The organism is Sulfitobacter marinus, assembly GCF_900116285.1.
In the GTDB taxonomy this organism is placed as follows: Bacteria; Pseudomonadota; Alphaproteobacteria; order Rhodobacterales; family Rhodobacteraceae; genus Sulfitobacter; species Sulfitobacter marinus.
Window position 1 is genome coordinate 14733 of the sequence record NZ_FPAJ01000006.1, and the last position, 22733, is coordinate 37465.

Annotated in this window: 18 protein-coding genes and 1 tRNA gene; 1 reads left to right on the forward strand and 18 read right to left on the reverse strand. The window is 57.9% G+C overall.

Annotated features, from left to right (window positions below; translation table 11 throughout):
- Nucleotides 1-340: 340 nt before the first annotated feature.
- The 7 genes from BM347_RS15135 to BM347_RS15165 form a co-directional block, all read right to left on the reverse strand.
- Nucleotides 341-1612 carry a glycerate kinase type-2 family protein gene (locus tag BM347_RS15135; RefSeq protein ID WP_093917345.1) on the reverse strand — a complete coding sequence of 424 codons (1272 nt, stop codon included), beginning with the start codon at nucleotides 1610-1612 and terminating at the stop codon, nucleotides 341-343.
- 14 nt (nucleotides 1613-1626) lie between these two features.
- Entirely contained in the window at nucleotides 1627-3192 is a 1566-nt protein-coding gene (locus BM347_RS15140) for a gamma-glutamyltransferase family protein (protein ID WP_093917346.1), read from the reverse strand.
- Between the two features lie 91 nt (nucleotides 3193-3283).
- The gene (locus tag BM347_RS15145; RefSeq protein ID WP_093917347.1) at nucleotides 3284-4261 is read right to left on the reverse strand and encodes an NAD(P)H-dependent flavin oxidoreductase; all 978 of its coding nucleotides are present in this window, start codon (nucleotides 4259-4261) and stop codon (nucleotides 3284-3286) included.
- Between the two features lie 107 nt (nucleotides 4262-4368).
- Nucleotides 4369-5529 carry an acetyl-CoA C-acetyltransferase gene (locus tag BM347_RS15150; protein ID WP_093917348.1) on the reverse strand — a complete coding sequence of 387 codons (1161 nt, stop codon included), beginning with the start codon at nucleotides 5527-5529 and terminating at the stop codon, nucleotides 4369-4371.
- Nucleotides 5530-5555: 26 nt separating this feature from the next.
- A complete protein-coding gene (locus BM347_RS15155) occupies nucleotides 5556-6317 on the reverse strand; it encodes an SDR family NAD(P)-dependent oxidoreductase (RefSeq protein ID WP_093917349.1) in 762 nt (253 codons plus the stop codon).
- A gap of 120 nt (nucleotides 6318-6437) precedes the next feature.
- Complete coding sequence (locus tag BM347_RS15160; protein WP_093917350.1) at nucleotides 6438-7718, reverse strand: flavin-dependent oxidoreductase; 1281 nt, start codon at nucleotides 7716-7718, stop codon at nucleotides 6438-6440.
- Between the two features lie 42 nt (nucleotides 7719-7760).
- Nucleotides 7761-8189 carry a MarR family winged helix-turn-helix transcriptional regulator gene (locus BM347_RS15165; protein WP_093917473.1) on the reverse strand — a complete coding sequence of 143 codons (429 nt, stop codon included), beginning with the start codon at nucleotides 8187-8189 and terminating at the stop codon, nucleotides 7761-7763.
- A gap of 108 nt (nucleotides 8190-8297) precedes the next feature.
- On the opposite strand from BM347_RS15165, the gene BM347_RS15170 reads away from it, so the two are divergent.
- A complete protein-coding gene (locus tag BM347_RS15170; protein ID WP_093917351.1) occupies nucleotides 8298-10172 on the forward strand; it encodes an FAD-binding monooxygenase in 1875 nt (624 codons plus the stop codon).
- Between the two features lie 5 nt (nucleotides 10173-10177).
- Here the strand turns inward: BM347_RS15170 and BM347_RS15175 are convergent, their stop codons facing one another.
- The 11 genes from BM347_RS15175 to BM347_RS15225 all read right to left on the reverse strand — a co-directional run bounded on the left by BM347_RS15175 (nucleotide 10178) and on the right by BM347_RS15225 (nucleotide 22598).
- A complete protein-coding gene (locus BM347_RS15175; RefSeq protein WP_139226507.1) occupies nucleotides 10178-11419 on the reverse strand; it encodes an OpgC family protein in 1242 nt (413 codons plus the stop codon).
- Complete coding sequence (gene mdoH / locus BM347_RS15180; RefSeq protein WP_093917353.1) at nucleotides 11322-13130, reverse strand: glucans biosynthesis glucosyltransferase MdoH; 1809 nt, start codon at nucleotides 13128-13130, stop codon at nucleotides 11322-11324. The genes BM347_RS15175 and mdoH overlap by 98 nt, the downstream gene beginning before the upstream one ends.
- Nucleotides 13131-13340: a hypothetical protein gene (locus BM347_RS15185; protein WP_093917354.1), complete on the reverse strand. Its 210-nt coding sequence runs from the start codon at nucleotides 13338-13340 to the stop codon at nucleotides 13131-13133.
- A gap of 14 nt (nucleotides 13341-13354) precedes the next feature.
- Nucleotides 13355-14983 carry an OpgD/OpgG family glucan biosynthesis protein gene (locus tag BM347_RS15190; RefSeq protein WP_093917355.1) on the reverse strand — a complete coding sequence of 543 codons (1629 nt, stop codon included), beginning with the start codon at nucleotides 14981-14983 and terminating at the stop codon, nucleotides 13355-13357.
- Between the two features lie 276 nt (nucleotides 14984-15259).
- Nucleotides 15260-15336: transfer RNA gene (locus BM347_RS15195), tRNA-Arg, on the reverse strand.
- A gap of 128 nt (nucleotides 15337-15464) precedes the next feature.
- Nucleotides 15465-16835 carry an FAD-dependent oxidoreductase gene (locus BM347_RS15200; protein ID WP_093917356.1) on the reverse strand — a complete coding sequence of 457 codons (1371 nt, stop codon included), beginning with the start codon at nucleotides 16833-16835 and terminating at the stop codon, nucleotides 15465-15467.
- The gene (locus BM347_RS15205; RefSeq protein WP_093917357.1) at nucleotides 16822-17682 is read right to left on the reverse strand and encodes an isocitrate lyase/PEP mutase family protein; all 861 of its coding nucleotides are present in this window, start codon (nucleotides 17680-17682) and stop codon (nucleotides 16822-16824) included. The genes BM347_RS15200 and BM347_RS15205 overlap by 14 nt, the downstream gene beginning before the upstream one ends.
- Entirely contained in the window at nucleotides 17679-18281 is a 603-nt protein-coding gene (locus BM347_RS15210) for a cysteine hydrolase family protein (RefSeq protein WP_093917358.1), read from the reverse strand. Before BM347_RS15210 ends, BM347_RS15205 begins: the two co-directional genes overlap by 4 nt.
- A complete protein-coding gene (locus BM347_RS15215; RefSeq protein WP_093917359.1) occupies nucleotides 18278-20344 on the reverse strand; it encodes a hydantoinase/oxoprolinase family protein in 2067 nt (688 codons plus the stop codon). The genes BM347_RS15210 and BM347_RS15215 overlap by 4 nt, the downstream gene beginning before the upstream one ends.
- A complete protein-coding gene (locus tag BM347_RS15220) occupies nucleotides 20341-22035 on the reverse strand; it encodes a hydantoinase B/oxoprolinase family protein (RefSeq protein ID WP_093917360.1) in 1695 nt (564 codons plus the stop codon). The genes BM347_RS15215 and BM347_RS15220 overlap by 4 nt, the downstream gene beginning before the upstream one ends.
- Nucleotides 22032-22598 (reverse strand): DUF4440 domain-containing protein, encoded by a 567-nt coding sequence (locus tag BM347_RS15225; protein WP_093917361.1) that lies wholly within the window; start codon nucleotides 22596-22598, stop codon nucleotides 22032-22034. The genes BM347_RS15220 and BM347_RS15225 overlap by 4 nt, the downstream gene beginning before the upstream one ends.
- Nucleotides 22599-22733: the final 135 nt, after the last annotated feature.

Genomic DNA, 22733 nt, shown 5'->3' on the forward strand with positions numbered 1-22733 from the left:
GTAAATGTCCAATCGCGTTCTTAACGCCTGAAGAGCGACATCAGTAATGCGTTGAAATTCTGCATTGGCCGCCGCTTTGGTCGTCCGTGAACTTTCGGCGAAAACCCCGAAGGTTACCAAAACACACAAGACCACCAGTATTATATCGAGACGTTTAAACAACCACTTAACCCATTTCGTCTTGTGCCAGCACCCGCCGCTTTCGCATAATCGGTTAATCAAGGACGCCGTCATGCAGTTATAGGTTGAGCAAAACTCTCAAACAACCCAAAAGCCTGCAAATTACGAGATATTGTTGCAAAAGGTGAAACAATACGCTCAATCAAGGCATCCTTCAGGCTTACGAAGTGATTGGATACACAAGTATTGCTCGAAAATCGTTAACATTTGTCAAGGTTGGGCCCGTAACAATTTGGCCGCCAATCTGCATAAAAAATTCGTGTGAATCATTTTCTATCAATGATTTATCGGGGTCGACTGATAGGTTTTCAGCCTTTTTGAGCGTATTTGGGCCGATACGTGCCCCCGCAACCTCATCGCCACCATCAACACCATCCGTATCGCAGGCCAGTGCCCACAGGTTTGGGGCACTATTGAGCGCAAGCGCTAAGGCCAGACAATATTCCGCATTTGGTCCGCCGTTTCCGTCGCCGCGCCGTGTCACAGTCAATTCGCCACCTGACAGGATCACGACCGGCGGATCACCGGGCATCAGCTTGGCCTGTGTGGCAAGGGCAAGCTGTGCGTGTTCTTTGGCCACATCGCGAGCCTCGCCTTCCAGATCATTGCCCAGCCGGACAACGTCGAAACCCAGCGACCGAGCCCGCGCCTCTGCAGCGTCCAGTGATTGCTTGGGCGCCGCGTAAATTTGATTAGTCACCCGTGACAGTCGCAAATCCCCGGGTGCGATCACCTGCGATCCTTGGGCTAGCGCGGCGCTGACAGAGGGGGGCACCGAAATATCCCAATCTTCCAAGATGGCCAGCGCATCGGCCGCGGTGCTCGCATCCCCAACCGTAGGCCCCGATCCGATCATCGCCATATCGTCACCCGGCACATCGGAAATCATCAGGGTTAGCATCCGCGCAGGATAAACCGCCGCCGCCAATTGCCCGCCTTTGACGCGGGAAAGATGCTTGCGCACCACGTTCATCTTCTGGATCGGCGCGCCGGACGCAAGCAGCCCTTGGTTAACGGCTTGTTTCTCGGAGAGCGTGATTTCTCCCAACGGGGCCACCAGCAAAGAGGACGCACCGCCTGATATCAGCGCCAAGACAAAATCTTCGTCGCCCAAACCTTCCATCAACGCGATCATACGTTTCGTGGCCGTGACACCGGCCTGATCGGGCACGGGATGCGCCGCTTCGACAATCTCGATCCCCTGACAGAGCCGTGCGTATCCATAGCGGGTGATGACCAACCCCTCGCAAGGGCCCCATTCGGCCTCGACCGCCTCGGCCATGCGCGCACTGGCCTTGCCCGCCCCGATCACCACAACCCGCCCCGCAGGGCGCGGCGGCAGGAACCGCGCCAGACTTTGCATCGGGTCAGCCACTTCGACAGCCACATCGAACAGATCGCGCAGCAACGTTTCAGGATCGATGGATGCCATAGCTTTGCCCTACCCTAGAACCCCACCGCACAACCGTCTTTGCGGTGGTCCGACCCGGCGACATAGCCGTCACCCTGCCGCGCGACCAGCTGCGCACCGCCAAATCCAAACGCGTTATCAGGCGCTTCGCGGGTGATTTTGTGACCCATTCCTTCCAGAGCGGCGACGGTTTCATCCGGCATGGTGCTTTCAACGGCCACCTCAAGCCCGGCCACGAAACGCCAGCGCGGCGCATCACTGGCCGCTTGCGGCGATTGCCCGTGTACCATCATCCGCGTCACCATCTGCACATGCCCCTGCGCCTGCATCGGTCCACCCATGACGCCAAAGCTCATCAGGGGGGCACCGTCTTGCATGACAAAGCCGGGGATAATTGTTTGGAACGGCCGCTTGCTTGGGCCGATCTGGTTTGCGTGACCGGGAGTTTCTACAAACCCTGCCCCGCGATTTTGCAGACTTATCCCTGTGTCAGGCACAACAACGCCTGACCCGAACCCCATATAATTCGACTGGATCAAAGACACCATCTTACCCGACGCATCCGCTGCGGTAATATAGACGGTGCCGCCATGTTTTGGCGCGCCCTCAACCGCGACTTTGGCGGCGTCAGGATCAATCTCTGCCGCCCGCCGTGCCAAATAGTCGGGGTTCAGCATTTCGTCTGGCGTGACGTCCATATGCGCAGGATCCGCGACAAAGGCCTCCGCATCGGCAAGGCCCAGTTTGATCGCCTCGATCTGCAAATGCAGCGCTTGCGGGCTATCGGGGGCGTGGCTGGCCAGATCAAAATGACCTAGAATACCTAGCGCGCTTAGCGCCGCGATACCTTGCCCGTTTGGCGGAATTTCATGCAAGGCCACGCCAGCGTAATCTTGGCTCAACGTGCCGCACCAATCAGGGCTGTGGTCGGCCAAATCCGACATAGCCAAGGCCGACCCATGGCGCGCCGCATCTGCAACAATCTGCTCGGCCAGCACACCAGTATAGAAAGCGGCACCCTTGGTTTCGGCAATTAACCTTAGCGACTTGGCTTGCGCAGGGTTGCGAAAAATCTCGCCTGCTTTGGGCGCGCGGCCATTGGGCAAAAAGCAATCGGCAAACCCCGGTTGCTGGCCCAAATTCTTGCCTGCTATTTCCCACAGCCGCGCGATGATCGGCGACACAGGAAACCCGTTTTCCGCATAGTTTATCGCAGGGCCGAACAAGGTCTCGAACGGCAACGCGCCAAACCGGTCCGACAGCGCGACCCAGCCCGATACCGCCCCCGGTACTGTGACGCTTCCCCAGCCACGTTCTGTGACTTCAGTCGCGGTCAATCCAGCTGGTGATCTACCGGATGCGTTTAACCCGTGCAGCGCATCGCCATCCCATAAAATCGCAAATGCGTCACTGCCAAGGCCATTGCCCGAAGGTTCAACAACCGTCAGCGCAATCGCAGCGGCAAGGGCAGCATCAATGGCGTTTCCACCCTTATACAGCATCGAAAGCCCGGCTTGTGCGGCCAAAGGTTGCGATGTTGCGACCACATTACGGGCCAGCAAAGGGCCGCGGCGAATATCATAGGGTGTATCAAATTTCATACGCCATCCTGCGACCGGAATTAAGCCGGACGCAAGCAGATAAATCGCATATTATGGTCGTTCAGAAATGATGCGGTTTCCCGCACCCAACTTATGCAGTCTGATCAATCAACCGCTGGCGCGCCGCTGCGTATTCTGTCGCAAAACGCTCAACCAGCTCCGCGGCGGGGACCACTGACTTAACAGCGCCAATGCCCTGACCCGCGCCCCAAATCTCTTTCCAGCTTTTGGGTTTTTCACGGTCGGTCCCAAAATTCATATTCGACGGGTCCGACCGCTCAAGGTTGTTCGGGTCCATGCCTTGCGCCTCGATCGACGGCTTGAGGTAGTTGCCCCAGACGCCGGTGAACAGATCGGAATACACAATATCAGATGCGCCCGAATCCGCGATCATCTGTTTGTAGCGTTCATCCGCATTCGCTTCTTTGGTCGCAATAAACGCCGACCCGGCATATCCACCATCAGCGCCCATAGCCTGCGCCGCCAGCAAACTGGCACCGCTTGCAATAGCGCCTGACAAGAACAACGGCCCATCAAACCATTCGCGAATTTCCTGGATCAAGGCCAGCGGCGACAACGCACCCGCATGCCCCCCTGCCCCAGCCGCCACAGCGATCAGGCCATCAGCCCCTTTTTCAATCGCCTTATGTGCAAAGCGGTTGTTGATCACATCGTGCAACACCACGCCGCCCGCACCATGGGCCGCATCGTTCAGCCAGTTTTGCGCACCCAGCGACGTAATCCACAAAGGCACCTCGTGCTTCACGCAAATTTCGACATCGCGTTCCAGCCGCGCGTTCGATTTATGCACAATCTGGTTCACCGCATAGGGAGCTGCCGGATTGTCGGGGTTTGCTTGGTTGTGGCGGTCCAGCTCTTCTTTGATGCGGGTCAGCCACCGGTCCAGCTCGATCGGTTCGCCTTCGGCCTCCCGGGCATTGAGCGCCGGAAAGCTACCGACGATCCCTGCCTTACACTGCGCGATAACCAGATCAGGGTTAGAGATGATAAACAACGGGCTGCCAATCAGCGGAATGCGCAGATTGTCGAAAATTGCGGGTAGCGTCATGGGGGTTCCTCCGGGAAGCGTTCTTTGCCCTGCAACTTGTCAGGATGCTAAAGATTTGGGAATGACAGACGTTGCGTCCCTCATCCCCTATTGGCATGATTTAGGGCCTAGACCGCTTCGATGATTGTGACGTTGGCGATACCGCCGCCCTCGCACATGGTTTGCAACCCGTATTTCTTGCCTTGCGCATTCAGGCTGTGCACCAGCGTCGTCATCAACCGCGCGCCGGACGCCCCCAACGGATGGCCAAGCGCAATAGCGCCGCCATTGACGTTCAGCTTCTCAGGATCGGCACCCGTGTGCTTCAGCCAAGCCATAGGGATCGGTGCAAATGCTTCGTTCACCTCGAACAGATCAATATCGTCGATCTTCATCCCCGCACGTTCCAATGCCCGGTCGGTTGCGGGCAATGGCTCTTCGAGCATGATCATCGGGTCGCCCGCCGTCACCGTCAGGTTCACAACCCGCGCCTTGGCGGTCAGGTTGTATTTCTTTAACGCGGCCTCGGACACGACCAACACGGCTGCCGCGCCATCGCAAATCTGCGACGCATTCGCGGCCGAGATCATGCCGTTCGGATCCAGCAGCTTTACGTTCGAAATAGACTCTAATGTGGCATCATCGCGAATGCCTTCGTCGCGGGTGTGCATGCCGCCTTCGACGGCAAGTGGCACGATTTCAGCATCAAACGCGCCCGCATTACTGGCCGCAGTGGCCCGCCGGTGGCTTTCCAAGGCAAAGCTATCCAGCTCTTCGCGGTTAAAGCCGTGTTTTTGCGCGACCATCTCGGCCCCGATAAACTGGCTAAAGTTCTTGGTACCATAGCGTTCGGCGATACGGTCACTGAAAGGCCCCTCACCCAAACCTGCCTTGGCGTGCAAAGTCACGTTCGACATCATCGGAACGCGCGTCATGCTTTCGACACCCATGGCAACGACAACATCTTGCGTGCCCGACATCACCGCTTGCGCGGCGAATTGCACCGCCTGTTGCGAACTGCCACATTGCCGGTCGATCGTCACGGCAGGCACAGATTGCGGAAGCTTTGATGCGAGGACGCAATTCCGCCCGAACGCGAAGGATTGCTCACCCGCCTGCGTCACACAGCCGACGATCACATCGTCGATGACCCCGCCTTCAATGCCACTGCGTTCAACCAGCGCATTCAGCACCTCGGCACCCAGATTTGCCGGGTGCCAATCGCGCAATGCCCCGCCACGGCGCCCGCCAGCGGTGCGAACAGTTTCAACGATATATGCGTCTGCCATTGTTATTCCCCTCCCGGAAACGGATATTATTTTGGTGCCATACGGATCGCGCCATCAATACGGATCGTTTCCCCGTTCAGCATTGGATTATCGATAATCGCGCCCACCATTTTTGCGTATTCCGATGGGTCACCCAACCGGCTTGGGAACGGCACCTGTGCGCCCAGCGACGTTTGCGCCTCTTCGGGCAGGCTGGCCAGCAGGGGCGTCAGGAACAGACCCGGTGCGATTGTCATCACGCGGATGCCATAGCGCGCCAGCTCGCGGGCAATCGGCAAGGTCATGCCCACAATCCCACCCTTGGACGCGGCATAGGCGGCTTGTCCGATTTGCCCGTCGAATGCTGCGACCGAGGCCGTGTTGATGATCACGCCGCGTTCTTCCCCGATGGGGTCGGCCTTGTGCAGCGCCGCTGCGAATTTCGACAAGACGTTGAAAGACCCCAAAAGATTGACGTTGATGACACCGGCAAAGCTGTCCAGCGGCAGCGCGGCGCCTTCGCGGCTCACAACCTTGGCCGGTGGCCCGATGCCGGCACAGTTTACCAAGATACGCGCTTTGCCATGCACGCCTTCTGCATCTGCAATCGCGGTCGCCACGGCGTCTTCATCCGTCACATTTACCTTGAAAAAGGTGCCACCGATCTCGGCGGCTTTGGCCTCTCCCATGTCTGAATTCATGTCAAATATCGCAACCTTGGCACCCGCCTTGGCCAGCATTTCAGCGGTCGCACCGCCCAAACCAGATGCGCCGCCGGTTACAATCGCCGCCTGTCCTTGAAGTTCCATAGTCTGTCTTCCCCCTGGCAGCCTGCGCCGCCCCCGTTTTTGAATTTCACGGGAATGTTGCGCGGAGCGCGGGGGAATTCAATCGAAAAGCCGGAAAGATGCAGAATATGTCGCAGCCCGTTACTGCGTTACCTTGGCACCTTGGGAAATCGTAGGAGATGCATTGTTCAGCTGCTCAATCGCAAAACCAGCCGCGGCTTTGTATCTTGCCATAAAGGCGTTGCGCTCTTCCTCGGGGACCACATCATTAATGTCGGTAAAGACCCCTGCGCAGCGATCATTCACCATATTCAACAGGCCAAACGGCCCTGCCCCGCGGTTGCGCAAGATCAGCTCTGACACAGGGCCACAAAGCGCGTCATCATATGCTTTCAACGCGGCGGGTGTCACACCGTGTTCCAGCATCAGCACCCCGATGGTCCGGGCATCGATGATTGCTTGGCTGGCTCCGTTTGACCCGGTCGGATACATCGCGTGGGCAGCGTCCCCCATCAACGCCACAGACCCATCGACCCAAGTTTCAACCGGATCACGGTCGATCATCGGGTTTTCATAGGCAATTTCGGCGCCGTTCAGTAAGGCAGGTACATCAAGCCAGTCATATGTCCAGCCCTCGAAATGATGGATGAAATCAGATACTTTGGCGGGCTTGTACCAGCCGCTTTTGCGCTCTTCGGTTTCGTCAAAGGTCACTTCGGCGATCCAATTGATATCGGCATAGCCCTGATCATCCACCTGCGAAATCGGATAGATCACCATGCGTTGCAGATGCGTGCCCAGCCCAATAAAGGACGAGCCCGTCCGGCTGGGTTTTGCCCGCGTCGTGCCGCGCCACATCAAGGCGCCGCCCCAATGGATCGGCGGCTGATCGGGGTGCATCTGCGCACGGATTGCTGAATGAATACCATCTGCCCCAATCAGCAACGTGCCTGTTTCAACGCTCTCGCGACCACCGGCCTGCGAGATCTGCGCGCTGACAGTCCCGTCTTCATTCTGGATATATCCGGTAACCTTTGCCCCTAATTGCACAGCATCACGGCCCGCCCGTGCGATCAGCGTGTCGTACATCAGCATATGCAGCTTGCCCCGATGCGCTGCATATTGCGGCCAGTGATAGCCCGCCTCGGTCCCACGCGGTTCGGCGTAGATTTCCTGCCCCTGCTGCCCGACCAAGGCCCATTCACGAGCTGGCAACCCGACCTGATCCAGATCGGCGGCGGTGATGCCCATATCAAACAATTCCCGCACGGCGTTTGGCTGAATATTGATCCCGACGCCCAAGGGTTTCAATTCACGCACCGATTCAAACACAGTGCAGCGCACGCCAATCTGATCAAGCGTAAGGGCAAGGGCCAGCCCACCAATGCCACCACCAGCGATCAAGACATGGGGTTGGGACATAATACTTACCGCCTTTGAAAAAATTTAAGATGTGTTAGCAGATCACCGCGACGGGTCAAACCCACCCTCAACCGCCACCGCCTTGGCGGCCAATGCGATAAACTGCGCACACTCCGCATCCGACAGCCCGCTCAGGATATTCCCCTGCAACGCGCTGATAATCGGCGCGGCCTTTTGCAAAACCGCCCGCCCCCGTCCGGTCAGCGCGACCCGCCGTGCGCGTTTATCCTCGGGGTTGATGCTGCGGGTGACCCAGCCTTTACGCTCCAGCCGGTCAACGACGCCGCCAATGGTGGCCCGATCATAGGCGATATGATGCGCAAGACGCGCCTGATCGATGCCGGGCGCTTCGTGGATCGTCTGCAACGCCGCGAACTGCACCGACGTCATATCGATACCCGCAGCTTTCATCTGCTCGGAAAACGTGGCGGTCGAAAGCTGATGCAACCGCCGAATCAAATGGCCGGGCATGGCGTTTATGGGCATGTGACACCTCGAATTAATATGCATACTTACCATATTGACGTCGGCGCGAAAGACCCCTTATAGTAAGTACACTTATTAAATTGGATGTTCCTAATGCAATATCACCTAAATGGCTTTCGCACCGGCAACCCAGACGTAGCAGCCCCCACCGGCACCGGCCATTCCTCCGCACCGCCCGCGCGGGTTGACGTTCTGATCGTTGGGTGTGGCCCTGCCGGGCTAACCCTTGCCGCGCAGCTATCTGCGTTTAGCGATATATCGACCTGCATTATTGACCAGAAATCCGGCCCTTTGCAGATGGGACAGGCCGATGGCATTGCCTGCCGCTCGGTCGAGATGTTCGAAGCGTTCGGGTTCTCCGAACGTGTGCTGCGCGAAGCCTATTGGGTGAATGAAACGACATTCTGGAAACCAGACCCCGCACAGCCAGATCACATCGCCCGCAGTGGCCGCATCCAAGACACCGAACCGGGTCTTTCGGAAATGCCTCATGCGATCCTAAGTCAAGCGCGGGTGCATGATTTCTATCTTGATGTGATGCGGCAGGGCCCCCGTCGGTTAGAGCCGCATTATGATCGCAAATTCATCAGCCTGACCCGCGATAATGACGCAGAATACCCCGTAACTGTGATTGTTGAATATATGCCCGATGGTGCGGACCCTGTCATTGAGACAATCCATGCCCGTTATGTCATCGGCTGCGATGGTGCGCGCAGCGGGGTGCGCCGGGCGATTGGGCGCGATCTGACCGGCGACGCGGCCAATCAGGCATGGGGCGTTATGGATGTGCTGGTCGAAACAGACTTTCCCGATATCCGACTGAAATCCGTGATCCATTCAGCCACCGAAGGCTCCGTTCTGATCATCCCGCGCGAAGGCGGTTATCTTGTGCGCCTGTATATCGAGCTGGACAAGCTGAACCCGGATGAACGCGTCTCGCAGAAAAACATCACCGCGCCGCAACTGATCGCCGCCGCGCAGCGGATCATGGCACCCTATACGTTGGAGGTGAAGGAAATTGCGTGGTGGTCCGTTTACGAGATCGGCCAACGTCTGTGCGACCAGTTTGATGATGCTGACGATGGCACCGACCCACGGGTGTTTATCGCCGGCGATGCCGGTCACACCCACAGCCCCAAAGCGGGGCAAGGCATGAATGTCTCGATGGGCGATGCCTTTAATCTGGGCTGGAAACTGGCGTCGGTGTTGCGCGGGCAATCTGCCCCTTCACTTTTGCACAGCTACTCGGCTGAGCGTCAGGCCATCGCGCAGGAGTTGATCGATTTTGACCGTGCCTTTGCCAAGATGTTCAGCGCGCGGCCTAAGACAGCGCAGGATGCCGGGCAAGACACCGTAGATCCGGCAGAATTTCAGCGCTATTTCCAAAAACAGGGGCGCTTTACCGCCGGAACCTCCGTGCATTATGGCCCCTCCGCCCTGACCAGCGACGCACGGCACCAAAATCTGGCAAAAGGTCTGGTTGTCGGCATGCGTTTTCCTTCGGCACCCGTGATCCGCGTCGCAGATGCAAAACCGGTGCATCTGGGGCATATGTTAAAGGCGGATGGCCGCTGGCGCATTCTGGCCTTCGCTGGAGAAGACGGCGATTTACAGGCCCTATGCAGCTATTTAGGGTCTAAATCCTCGCTCATTGTCAAAGTGACGCCCGATGGCGCTGATATCGATTCCGTTATTGATCTGCGGACCATTTATCAAACCCCGCACCGCGACATTGACTTGCGCAGTTTGCCCGCGTTGCTGCTGCCCCGGAAGGGCAAACACCAGCTTACGGATTATGAAAAAGTTTTCAGCGTTGATCCCTCCTCCGATATCTTCACGCTACGCGACATCGACAGGAAAAACGGGTGCATCGTGATCGTGCGGCCGGATCAGTACATCGCTGAAATCCTGCCCTTGAACGCATATTCCGAACTGTCGGAATTCTTTGAAACGGCTCTGACTTCTTAACTTCGTCACGCCGGTTTTTGCGCCAATTGCCATTTGATCCGCGCGAACCCCATTTGCAGCGCAAGACCTACGAAAACAAATCCCATGTCAAAAATCCAGGGGTCGTAAATCAACGCCGCTTTGATCGACTGGCCCAAGATAGACAACACGGTCCCAAGCGCGAAACAAGCCAGGCCAAACCGCCCCATCAACTCAACGGGCCAGACCCAACGGCTTGCCGATAGGCGCAGAACCCAGGTTTGCGTCGACAGAAAATAGACCAGCGCCAAAAGGTGCAGCAAACGCGGCGCGGCAAGGAAGGTTTTGTCGAAACTTGTGATGTAGAAGGGAAACCCGTGGTCGCGCAGGAACGACAGCCCGGCCCGACCGTAGAACTGAACGATATCGATTTTCATCCACGCCAGAACAAAGATCAAAAACGCCAGCGACAGCCATTTCGCCCAGGCGACATTCGGCACAAGCCGTCTGCCGGATTTCAGCCGCATCCCCGTGGCCAAACCAATCGCGAACAGAAATTGCCACGCAAACGGGTTAAAAAACCACCCGCCTGCATTGGGAAACGCGGGGATGTTCAGCCGGGTTTCGCCAGTAACTACCCACAACAACAACGACCCGCCCAGCATGACCCACATATTCCGCTGCGCGACCAAGATCATGGCCGGCGTCATCAGCAGCAAAGCCGCATACATCGGCAGGATATTCAGATACCCGAACTGATGCCCCAAAGTGGCGATGCCGATGGTGGCCTGAACAGGTGCCTCAATCCACGGGGCGACATTGTTGATGCCCCACATCTTTTCAGCACCAAACCAATAAGCCGCGCCCATCATAATCGCCAAACTGATCATAGTGATGACCAGATGCACCGAATACAGCGTCCAGGCGCGACCCCAGCATTTGGCCACGGCGCGCCAAAGCGGCAGGCGTACAAATGCCATCGGATAGGCCAAACCAGCCGCCATGCCTGACATAAACACAAACCCCTCGGCCGCGTCGGAAAAGCCGAAGGTACGGTTTGTAAAAACCTCGAGCGGGTTGCCCGGCACATGGTTGATGAAAATCATCACCAGCGCCAAGCCGCGAAAGAAATCAAGACGCGGGTCGCGTGCGGACGCAGGGTGGCCGACTGGGGTCATGGGTGCAGACACTTCAAGCAGGAACAGGCGCGGAATGCGCAGCGGGCGACGCGAATGAAATCGGGGTTTGCGCCCATTGGCCCATGATCCGATGATGATCCGCAATGACACGGGGCGGCGACAACTCCTCCGGTGTAGCGAAAACCACCCCGGTCGAGGGCTGCGACGTGAACCAAATCACCACAGGGGCCGACAGCAGCGGGATACCAATCGGCAAAACCCAAAGCAGCAGGTTGGCTGCAAAACTATAGGTCAGCAAAATGATCCCGATCCCCCAGACTTGTATCCACCACCCGGCGGCAAAGGCCTCGGACAGGGTCAACCGACCGTCGCCGCGGGTTTGCGCGGGCCAACCGCCATCGCGCCCGCTGAGCACCTGCAGCACGGCGCGGGTTTGCCACATCAGCATGATCGGTGCGTTGATCGACGACATCACCAATTCCCGCAGCATCCCCCGCAGGGCAGTCAGCGCACCGCCAAATTGTGACACCCGCCCCCGCAAGACCGCATCCAGCAGGATCAGCACCTTGGGAAGGACCAGCAAACCAAACACACCAACCGCAACACCGACGGCTTTTGAGGTTTGATCCGACGGGAAAACCGGAAATAATTGGAAGGGTTCAGGGAAAAAATCAGGCTCAGGCGCGGTTGCCGTGGCGTATAAATTGGACGCTAGGAACATCATCCAGAACAGCGGCGCAATATAGCTCAGGATCCCTTGGAACAGCGCGAACCGCGACCAGGTTTTCAACCCCGGCGCGGAAATCACGCGGATATGTTGCAGGTTTCCCTGACACCAACGCCGGTCGCGCTTGGCAAAGTCGATCATGTTTTCCGGCCCTTCCTCAAAGGACCCGTCAAGGTCGGGATCAACGTGCACCACCCAGCCCGCACGTGCCAAAAGCGCAGCCTCGACATAATCATGGCTCAGGATATGGCCGCCAAAGGGGGGCGGGCCAGACAGTTCAGGAAGTGCACAGCTTTCTGCAAAAGCGCGCACACGGACCAAGGCATTGTGACCCCAGAACGCCCCCGTGGCCCCCTGCATTGCGGCCTGCCCTTGGGCAAATACCGGTGAGTAAAACCCCGCCGCGAATTGCATCGCACGGCCAAAGCGGGACCGCGCCTCGATGATCCGTGGCAAGGTCTGCAACAGCCCCAACTCTGGCGCGGCCTGCATCCGGCGCACCATTTCCGCAATGGTCGCCCCTTCCATCAAACTGTCCGCATCAAGGATCAGCGCAAAATCGTAATTCGCCCCGGAGGTTTCAAAGAAATCCTGAATATTGCCCGCCTTGCGCCCGGTGTTGCGATGGCGCCGGCGATAGAAAAACCGTTGGGCTTTACCGCCAGCTTTGCGGGCATCTTGCTGGCGATCCTCCCACAGATGCACAAACCAGCGTTCCTCCTCAGCCGCCACGGCAGCATCCTGCGTATCTGACAGGAGCGCAAAATCAAAGTAATCCGTCAGCCCAAGGCGCGCGATAGCGTCATCCATGGCGGCCACACGGGCAAAAACCGCGCCGGGATCTTCGTTATAGACGGGCATGAGGATTGCCGTGCGGGTGGTGATCGGTGTTATCATCGGGGCGGCAGGTCGGCGCATGGTAATCAGCCCCGCGACCGACTGCATCGCGCCCCAAGCCAGCCAAAACGTTGTAATAAACACCAAAGCGGCGCGCACCCCGTCGACCAGCTGATAGCCATCCGCGGCACCAAACTGTAAAAACAGCGCAGCGGCACCAGCGCCGAGGCCGATGCTCATAACCAATGAAAAGACCCGCGCCGACAGCACGTTACTCGAGAAGGATTTAGCGTTCATCTAGGGGCGGCCACGCGCCACAAAGCCAAAGCTGTGAGCGATGACAGACATCATCCGCCGCAAGCCGCGTTCTGCAGCATCCACGGTGGTGACGCGTGGCAGTTCGATCACCTGTTGCGGCATCGCCATCGGGGCATCGGGCAAAGCAGCATCGCGCAAAATAGCCGCTTTGCGGATTTCGAATGTCGAGAGGTCGGATAGTGAATTCATAGCACTCTGGGTACTCATGTTCGCATCCATTGATAAATCCATGTTTCGGTCAGCTTCCGACCGAAACCCGCGACATGGGCAACCAGTTCCACAAGACGTTCATTTTCGCCATCAACGTCGATCACAAGGCGCCACTTGGTCGTGTTTTCGATCTTGGACAGTGCAATGTGCTGGATTTTACCGTGCGACAGGGTCACCACAGGCTCCATCTGGGCATCAGGCGGAAGATCGGCCATCAGACCGCCATCAAAGTCGATCACGAACTTGCGCAAGGATGCTTTGGCCCCGGAAACACCCGACGTACCGCCCTGCCCTGCTAGCGTGTTCACGATCCACGCGCGGTCGCCGTCACGGTTGGTGCCTAGTGTCCCCCACCGCAAGCGGTACGCATACTCGCGGCTTTCGCCAGCGCGCGGTTTTTCCGACGGCACCCAAAAGCTGACGATATTGTCATTGCCTTCAAGGTCGGACGGAATCTCAACCAACCGTATCGCACCGGCACCCCACTCGCCCTTTGGTTCGACCAAAACGGACGGGCGGTCTTGGTACTGTGCGCCTGCATCTTGGTAATCGGTGAAATCACGGTCGCGCTGGATCAGGCCAAAGGATTTGAGGTTCGGTTCGTTCAAATAGGTGCTGGCCAAACGCGGCGGATTATTCAGGGGCCGCCACAAAACGTCACCATCGGTGCGCACAACCATCAGCGCGTTGCTGTCATGGACCTGAGGGCGGTAATCGTCGAATGTGTCGCTGTTCTTTTCGTCAAACAGGAACATCGATGTCAACGCGGCCACGCCCAGCTGTTCTATATCTTTGCGGAAATGCAGCTTGGCCGTGACGTCGATGGTGGTTTCAGCGCCCGGTCGAATGACAAAGCGATAGGCCCCGGTGCAGGACGGGCTATCGAGCGCGGCATAAACCACAACGTTTTCCTGCCCTGCCGTGGGCCGCTCCAGCCAAAATTCGGTGAACCGTGGAAACTCCTCTTCGCGGCCCAGCCCTGTGTTGATCGCAAGGCCCCGCGCCGACAGGCCATAGCTGCTATCCCGTGCCAAAGCGCGAAAATACGAGGCCCCGACAAAGGCGACCAACTCATCAAACATATCGGCCCGGTTCAGGGGCGTATTCAGACGAAACCCAGCCACGCCGGGTAATTCGACATGCTGTGGGACCCGTGGGGCAAGGTCTTCGTAATAAAGGAAATCATCCGTGGAAAAGCCCATCGGCGTTTGCATCCCGTCCACGACCTCGTGAATGGCGACGGTTTGCTTGTACAGCCACCCGGGGTGAAAGGCGTGCAAATGGAACAACACACCGTCATCCTGCCAACGCGACCGCTTCGGATCGAACTGGATTTTGCGGTAGTCATCATAATCAAGGTTTTCGATGACCTCGGGTGCGTCACCGGTGGGCGCATATTCCGCCTCAGATGCTTGTTTCATCCGCGCGTCGAGCCATTCAAAAGAGAATGTTTGCGGTCCCGTAGACATCGCTTTTTCAGGCACTGCTTCGACGTCGGCAGCGGCAATATCCTGCGCCATTACCCCGCGCGTTACCGCCATCGCAGCAACAGAGCTGCCAAGCGCACCCAAAAGGCTGCGGCGGGTAAGGCGGGAGAAATCCTGCGCCTGAGATCCAAGCATATTTAACATTGCAACCCAATACCTTAGTTAGCGAAAGTTGACCCTCGCCGAAACGACTCAGCGCCGGACATATCCGTGCCAGATGATCCCTTATGTCCGGTTTCGATGCACCGCCACAGAATTATGCACGGCCAATTGAGAACAGGCGATTTCTCGCAAATTTACTCCGGCTAAACAGGCAAGTTTTGGCACGCTGAGGGTGTTTTCACACGGCTAGGGTTTAAATCGCGGGGAAATGTTCCACGTTATCCTGTCACGACGACGTAGAATGAATACTGGCGATCCCGGGAGGACTCGAACCCCCAACCCCCTGATTAGAAGTCAGGTGCTCTATCCAGTTGAGCTACGGGACCGCTGTGGGATGCTCATACCTAGTTTGCTGCAGATGATCAAAGCTAAATATCGTCAAACGTCTCGGGGCGCAAAACAGATCAGATGACGTCCCCCAGTGCTGCCCCTGCGTGTAAAGTGATTGAAATTCTCACAGCCTGCGCCCTGCGATAAAACCCAAGGTGACAGCGGCGAGCAGGCCATTGCCCGAAAGATAGCCACTGTCCCCCTTGCCCGACACGCCACAAGCCGCACCACCGGCGGCGTATAGATTATCAAAACCGCCGCCCGACGTTTTGCACACTTTGGCGGTGTTGGGATCAACCTCAAGGCCCCCTTGCGTGTGAAACAACGCGCCTGTCACCTTGACCGCGCAGAACGGCGGGGCAAGAGCAGGTAGCCCCCACATCCTGCCGAACGCGTCAGAGCCGTCTGCGGGAATGTCAGTGACGGCCTCGCGCAACGCATCCGCTGGCAAGCCGGTTTTATGCGCCAAACCGTCCAAGGTTTCGTCGTTTAACACAGCCCCCTGATTTTCGGCGTTTTTAAAATCCTCAAACTGGCGGGCAATCTCTGCAATCCGCGCGTCGAAAACGACCCAAGCGATGCCATCCGGTTGCTTCAACACAGCACGTGCGGCCTCGGAGTATCCTTGGGCCTCGTTCCAAAACCGATTGCCATGGGTGTTCACCTGTATACCGCCCTCGGTCACAGTGGCCCAAGTGATTAGAATGCCATGCGGGTGGGCAACATTACCGTGGCCCTGATACGCGCCCAGATGGCGTGTTCTGGCTCCCAACGCGTGCCCCCACTGCACAGCCTCGCCCCTATTGCCGTCATGACCAAACCAAATGGCGTTGTCGATCTCGGCCATATGTTCCGACACCATGGCACGGTTTCCGCCGAAGCCGTTGCAAGCGAGGATCAGACGATCACAACCGACCGTCTCGGTGCTGCCATCCGGCAGGGTCAACTGCGCGCCTGCCATCCGCGATCCTTGGGCAAACAGCCGCGTCGCGCGGCGGTCGCAGATCAGGGGAATATCCAAGGTCTCAACACGGGTCCGCAACGCATCAATCAATTCCCGGCCTGAGCGGGAAGGCAAGCCATGCATGCGGCGGCGGCTGTGACCGGGGTAATCAAAATCAGCAACCAACGAAAAGGGCAAACCGTGCGTGTCGGCAAGCCATTCAATCACCGGTCCCACGGTATCGGCCATCGCCTGCACCAGATCGGGATCATTTTCGCCATGCGCCTTAGCTTGGATGTCTCGCGCAAAGAGATCTGGACTGTCATCGATACCTGCGTCGCGCTGAAAACGGGTCCCCGGTGCCGGGATCAGGCCCGCGCTAAGCGCCGTTGAGCCGGACGGCACGGCATCGGCCTCGATGAGTAGAACGTCTTGGTCAGTCTCATGGGCCGCGAGGGCGGCGACCAGTCCACATGCACCCGCCCCGATGATAAGCGTCTCGACCTCAAGGTCAAAGCGGTCGGGCGGCGCTGCGACGTCAGGCGCTGCCATCAAATTTTTTCCCCATGGCCAGCATTTCGGGCGTGCCAATCGCGGCGTTCAAGCCGTCAAAATCATGCATTCTGTCCAAAAACGGCTTGTTAGACCCTGCTTTTTTCAGGCTCGCATAGTAATCTTCGGCGGTTTTGGCGAGCGCGCGAACAATGCCACCGGGGAAGATCACAATGTCAAAACCCATGTCTTGCAGGGCCGTTGCGGAAGATATGGGCGTCGCGCCTCCTTCGACCATGTTCACTAGTAGCGGCACCCGCCCCCTAAAGGCATCCGCGATCTTTGACAGTTCTGAACTGTCGCGAGGGGCCTCAATAAACAGCACGTCAGCGCCGGCATCAATATAGCTGCCCGCGCGATCAATCGCCGCATCGAACCCTTCGACGGCAATGGCATCCGTGCGGGCGATGATCAGCGTGTCGTGACGCCGGGCATCCGCCATAGCCGCGATCTTACCGCACATTTCATCTTTTTTAATCAGTGACTTATCTGAAAGATGCCCACATTTCTTGGGATAAGTCTGATCCTCGACCTGAAGGGCGGACGCCCCTGCCCGTTCATAGCTTTGCATGGTGCGGCGGGCGTTCAGCGCGTTGCCAAAGCCTGTATCCGCATCCATGATAACGGGCAAATCCGTCCGGTCCGCAATCAAGGCCATCGTATCTGTCATTTCCGATGCGGTGCTTAGCCCGATGTCGGGCCGCCCCAAACGTGTATAGGCAACCGCCGCACCGGATAGATACAGCGCCTCGAACCCTGCGTCGGTGGCAAGGGCTGCGGTCAGACCGTCATATACACCCGGCGCGATCAGAATATCGGGGGCGGTCAAGCGTTTGCGAAGGGTCATGTCGCTTTTCCAATCATTTCAGTGGCAACGGCACATGTCATGATTTCAGTCACTGAACCAAGCGATTTTAGCGTTGCGTCATGCACATCAGCGTTAAACGCAGCGCAGCCATCGGACAAAAGCACCGTATGAATATTGCGCAGATGTGCGTCGCGCACAGTGCTGGCAACGCCGCCATTTGTGACGATACCGCCGATGATCAGCGTATCAATCTTCATCGCGCGCAGGATGTATTCGAGCCGGGTTTGGTAAAAGGCGGAATAAGCGACCTTTTCAATGGTGAAATCAGCGGGAGCGAGGGTATCAACCAGCGCATGGCCAAACTTGCCCGGCGCGAAATCGCCCTTGGTCAGAAACGGGCGCAGCTTTTTCAGATGCGCCGCGATCAAAGGCTCGTCATCCCTGCCCGGCACCAAGGTGAACTGGGCCGAGATATACGTCCCTCCGGCACGGGTTAGAGCCTGTTTTAGGGCCGCTATACGGTCGGGCAGCGCAAGAATACTATCTGCCCCCTGCCCGGCACGTCCATAGGCCCCATCGGGGTGCAGAAAGTCGTTCTGCAGATCAATGGTCAGCAATGCGGTTGATGACGGGGTCATTCAGCGGCCCTTTCGATCAATGTGTTCCCGTACGCGTCAACTTTGCCCACCAGACCGGGTTCAATCAGCACGGTTGTATCGGGCTGTTCAAGGATGGCAGGCCCCGCGATTTCGGCCCCCACGGGCAGCTCCAACCGATTGTATAGCATTGTTTCATACCAGCTATCCCCAAAATGCACTTGGCGTGCGCCTTTGAACGCGGCCTCGACACTGCCACCTTTGGGGGCCAGGGTTGCGAGGTCAAACCGCGGGCGGCGACCTGTGATGGCAGAGCGCAGGTTGATGACCCGTCTGGTGCCGTTTTCAAGCAACCTGCCGTAGGTCGCGCGATATGCAGCATCAAACGCGGCGGCGATGTCTTGTTCCGTGGGGGGCGTCACCGTGCCGTCGGTGAGTACGACGGGCAAAGGTACTGATACGGTATGGGTCTGCCCGAGATAGGCCATATCCAAGGTAAATTCGGTATCACGCCCTTCAAAATGGGTACGGGCCGCATCCAACGTGGCAAACCCGCTGTCCACATGCTCTTGCATAAAACCGGTGAGGCCGGGCAAGTCGATGCTCGAAAGCGTGGCATTGATGGTTTGAACGAAATCCTGCCGCATATCCGCGATGACGCAGCCCATGGCAGAGGTCACACCAGGATAGCGGGGCACGATGGATCTGGCGAGCCCGACCTCGTTCATCATGGCCGCTGAATGCAGGGCCCCGCCCCCACCGAAAGGCATGAAGGCAAAGCGTTTAGGGTCAAAACCCCGTTCAATAGAGACTAATCGCAACGCACCGGCCATGCGGCTGTTGGCAACCCGCAAGATCGCCTCAGCAGCCTGAAGCGCATCAAGGTTCAGGGGCTTTCCGACATGTTTCAGAATGGCTTCCTTGGCAGCTTCGACGTCCAAACGGTCGAGCTTGCCGCCGATCGGGTTATCGGGATCGATCCGGCCCAAGACCACATTGGCATCTGTCACGGTGGGACGAGTATTGCCCTGACCATAGGCGACGGGCCCGGGTGTTGAACCTGCGCTTTCGGGGCCGATGTTCAGCAACCCGCCTTTATCGACCCACGCGATTGAGCCGCCACCGGCACCGATAGTGGTAATCTCGATCATAGGCGACCGGACAACCATCCCGAAATCGATCGAGGTTTGCGGCGACAGCATCGACTGACCTTTGGCAATCAGGCTGACGTCGAAAGACGTGCCGCCCATGTCGCCTGTGATGACATCGGGATAACCCGCAGCTTGGGCGATGTACCCCGCCGCGATCACCCCCGCCGCAGGGCCGGATAGCGCAGTACGTACGGGCAATTTGGCGGCAGTATCCACATCCATGACGCCGCCGTTTGACTGGACGATCATGAATTCACCGGCAAAGCCGCCTTCCTTCAAAGCCGTCTCTAACCTTGCCAAATAGCCTGACACCTCAGGTTGGAGGTAGGCATTCAGCGCTGTGGTGGAAAACCGTTCAAACTCGCGAATTTCTGGCAAAATTTCGGAGGAGGCGGAGACATGTGCGTTTGGCCAAATCTCGCGCACCGCTTCAACGGCGAGGCGTTCGTTTTCGGCATTCGCATAGCTGTTCGCAAACAGGATCGCGCAGGCAAGGCAGCCGTCGTCAATCAACTGCTGGGCGGCCATGCGTACGGCGTCCAGATCGACGGGCGTCCGGATGGTGCCATCGGCAAGGGTGCGTTCGGGCACCTCTAGCCGCAGCGCGCGGTCAACCACGGGGGAGAAATTACCCCGAAGCCCCCATGTTTGCGGCCTGTCACGGCGCCGCATTTCCAAAACGTCGCGCAGGCCCATGGTGGTGATAACGCCGATCTTGGCACCCTTGCGTTCAAGCAGGGCGTTGGTGCCTGCTGTCGTGCCGTGAACCACCACCGAAACGGTCGATAGATCGTCAACACGTTGGCCGATCCCACTAAGGAAACCGCCGGATTGATCGGGACGGGTGGTGGGTACTTTGGCGACCTCGGCGATGCCCGTTGCCTCGTCCAGCACGAAAATATCGGTGAATGTGCCGCCAACATCGACGCCGATCATGCGGTTTGTACTGGTCATAGCGAGATCTCTTTCCAAGCGGGGCCGTAGGTTTCTGTGGCGTAAGTGTCGGTAAGCAACCCGCCCGCGACGTCACGCGCCACATCGGCAGGCGCGCGGTTCGCAGCGGGGCCATAACCACCGCCGCCGGGCGTATCGAGCCGTACGGACTGGCCGCGTTGCAACTTGATGCCCACCATTTTCGATGTCATCGGCGGATTGTGCCACCCGTCGTCCTGTTCATAGGCAAACACGTTCATGGCTGCATCGCCGCCCCCCGCCGCGCCCTTGGGGGCAAAGCGGCCGCGTTCACCAAACAGAAACGCAGTCGCGGATTCCTCAAGCACTTCAATCTCGTAGGTGGCCCCCATGCCGCCGCGATGCGTTCCGGCACCGGCGCTGTCGGGGCGCAGGGCCCATTGCTTGAACATGACGGGGTATGCGGCCTCCAGAATCTCCATCGGGGGGATTGTTGCCGTGGAAATGGGCGCGTTGCCGTGGTTCAGGCCATCCGTTTCAATCGACCCGCCATGACCGCCGCCGTAAAAGCTGAACATCACCCACGGCTGCCCATTTGCGCGCTTGCCCGAGATGGAAAGCGCGTTGATCGTGCCATAGGCGTTGGCGACCACACGATCAGGTGCCGCGTTTGAGGCAGCGGCAAAGATCACATCAATCATACGCAAAATAGTTTCGGTATATCCACCTACGGGGGCCGGGAAAGGGGCCGAGAGCAGCGAGCCGTCTGGAATTATCACATCAATCGGACGCATGACACCGGCGTTGGCCGGCAAGCTGGGAAAGATATGTTTGATCGCGACATAGGCGGTCGCCACGGCAGTGGGCAATGCGATGTTCACCGGCCCCGCGCAGCGATCGGCGGTGCCGGCAAAATCCAGCGTCATGGTATCACCGCTGATCTCAAGCGCGGCTTTGATCTTGAGGGGCACGTCAGTGATCCCGTCATTATCGAGAAAATCCTCTGCCTCCCAGCGACCATCAGGCAGGTCCGTCAGCTCCGAGCGCATCAGCACCTCGGCCCGGTCGCCAAGCGCGTCAAGCGCGGCGCGCACAGTGTCTGCCCCATATTCGGCAAGCAATTCATCCAGCCGTTTCACGCCCAAGTCCAGCGCACCAAGCTGACCGTTCAGATCGCCCTGAGCAGATTGCGGCAAACGGGTGTTGCGCATGAGGATGTCGATGATATCGGTCTGGATCGTTCCCGCCTTGGCCAGACGCACCGGCGGCAGCACAAACGCTTCTTGAAAAGCGTCGGTCGCGGCGGGATTATAGTTGCCGGGCACCGCACCGCCCACGTCATGCCAATGGCCGACAGAGGCGAGGTAGCAAAACAGCTTTCCATCGTGAAAATAGGGTCTAACAAGGCGCATATCGCTTAGATGCGTGCCGCCAAGATGGGCATCGTTAAAGATATAGATATCGCCGTCTTCCAGATCGCCATTCTCGGCCGCTTTGTCGATCACCGCCTTTACGGCAAAGGACATGACCCCGACAAAGATCGGCAGGCCCGATTTGCCCTGCACCAACGTATCGCCGGACACAGCGTGATACAGGCCATGCGAGGCATCATGCGCTTCGGCAATAATCGGGTTAAAGGCAGCGCGAAACAGGGTTGCATCCATTTCGTCTGCGATCTGCTCCATGCGCCCAGCCAAAACCGCGAGGGTGATCGGGTCAATATCTTGGGTCATGAGTTTGCCTTTGTCTCTGCGATGTCGTTCCAGACGTCCTGCCGTGTGAGGTGGCCGTCGGTTAATTCGAACCGGTCAATAAACCGGATGCTGTCAAACGGTGTCCCGTCCGGCCATTCACCTGATAATGTACCACGGCAATACACCACGGCGGCGTCGCCCGGCGTTTGCAGCGCATCAAAACCTTCATAGGTTTTGGTAACAAATTTATAGCGGGGTGCGGCCCAGTCGATCAGTTGTTCAAGTTTGGTCATCGGCTCGGCGCCCGGAAACACCATGGTAAATCCAGCGCCAAGCATCCCGCTGGCCTTGTCGATATCGCGCGCTTCCATCGCAAAGAGATACTCACGGACCAGAGTCGCGGGATCAGGCAGAGCCGAGGCGGGTTTGCGGTACTGGCCACCGCGCATGTATCCGGCGGGGTCAAGCTCATGGATCATGACAGTAACAGCCTCTGGCGGCGCAGGGACCACGATCCGAACGGCGTGGGTCAGGGCCTCGCAAAGGCGAGATTTATCGGTGTCGCTATACCCTTTCATGACATGAAGCTCGATTACGGGCATTGGGTCTCCTTCGCCAAACTGTATTTTTTGTAATACAGATTAAATGACATGCATAGGTCAAATATTTTGCGTTTTATAAGATAGATTTCTTGCGTTTAAAAAATCCGCCGCTAGGGTTGAACTGAATTGAAAGGG

What these genes read in the sequence shown, in the direction of transcription:
- BM347_RS15160 (WP_093917350.1), bottom strand. Translation starts at nt 7,718, where the DNA reads ATGTCCCAACCCCATGTCTTGATCGCTGGTGGTGGCATTGGTGGGCTG.
- BM347_RS15220 (WP_093917360.1), bottom strand. Translation starts at nt 22,035, where the DNA reads ATGACCCAAGATATTGACCCGATCACCCTCGCGGTTTTGGCTGGGCGC.
- BM347_RS15145 (WP_093917347.1), bottom strand. Translation starts at nt 4,261, where the DNA reads ATGACGCTACCCGCAATTTTCGACAATCTGCGCATTCCGCTGATTGGC.
- BM347_RS15205 (WP_093917357.1), bottom strand. Translation starts at nt 17,682, where the DNA reads ATGACCCTTCGCAAACGCTTGACCGCCCCCGATATTCTGATCGCGCCG.
- BM347_RS15225 (WP_093917361.1), bottom strand. Translation starts at nt 22,598, where the DNA reads ATGCCCGTAATCGAGCTTCATGTCATGAAAGGGTATAGCGACACCGAT.
- BM347_RS15165 (WP_093917473.1), bottom strand. Translation starts at nt 8,189, where the DNA reads ATGCCCGGCCATTTGATTCGGCGGTTGCATCAGCTTTCGACCGCCACG.
- BM347_RS15185 (WP_093917354.1), bottom strand. Translation starts at nt 13,340, where the DNA reads ATGAATTCACTATCCGACCTCTCGACATTCGAAATCCGCAAAGCGGCT.
- BM347_RS15135 (WP_093917345.1), bottom strand. Translation starts at nt 1,612, where the DNA reads ATGGCATCCATCGATCCTGAAACGTTGCTGCGCGATCTGTTCGATGTG.
- mdoH (WP_093917353.1), bottom strand. Translation starts at nt 13,130, where the DNA reads ATGAACGCTAAATCCTTCTCGAGTAACGTGCTGTCGGCGCGGGTCTTT.
- BM347_RS15210 (WP_093917358.1), bottom strand. Translation starts at nt 18,281, where the DNA reads ATGACCCCGTCATCAACCGCATTGCTGACCATTGATCTGCAGAACGAC.
- BM347_RS15170 (WP_093917351.1), top strand. Translation starts at nt 8,298, where the DNA reads ATGCAATATCACCTAAATGGCTTTCGCACCGGCAACCCAGACGTAGCA.
- BM347_RS15150 (WP_093917348.1), bottom strand. Translation starts at nt 5,529, where the DNA reads ATGGCAGACGCATATATCGTTGAAACTGTTCGCACCGCTGGCGGGCGC.
- BM347_RS15215 (WP_093917359.1), bottom strand. Translation starts at nt 20,344, where the DNA reads ATGACCAGTACAAACCGCATGATCGGCGTCGATGTTGGCGGCACATTC.
- BM347_RS15200 (WP_093917356.1), bottom strand. Translation starts at nt 16,835, where the DNA reads ATGGCAGCGCCTGACGTCGCAGCGCCGCCCGACCGCTTTGACCTTGAG.
- BM347_RS15155 (WP_093917349.1), bottom strand. Translation starts at nt 6,317, where the DNA reads ATGGAACTTCAAGGACAGGCGGCGATTGTAACCGGCGGCGCATCTGGT.
- BM347_RS15140 (WP_093917346.1), bottom strand. Translation starts at nt 3,192, where the DNA reads ATGAAATTTGATACACCCTATGATATTCGCCGCGGCCCTTTGCTGGCC.
- BM347_RS15190 (WP_093917355.1), bottom strand. Translation starts at nt 14,983, where the DNA reads ATGCTTGGATCTCAGGCGCAGGATTTCTCCCGCCTTACCCGCCGCAGC.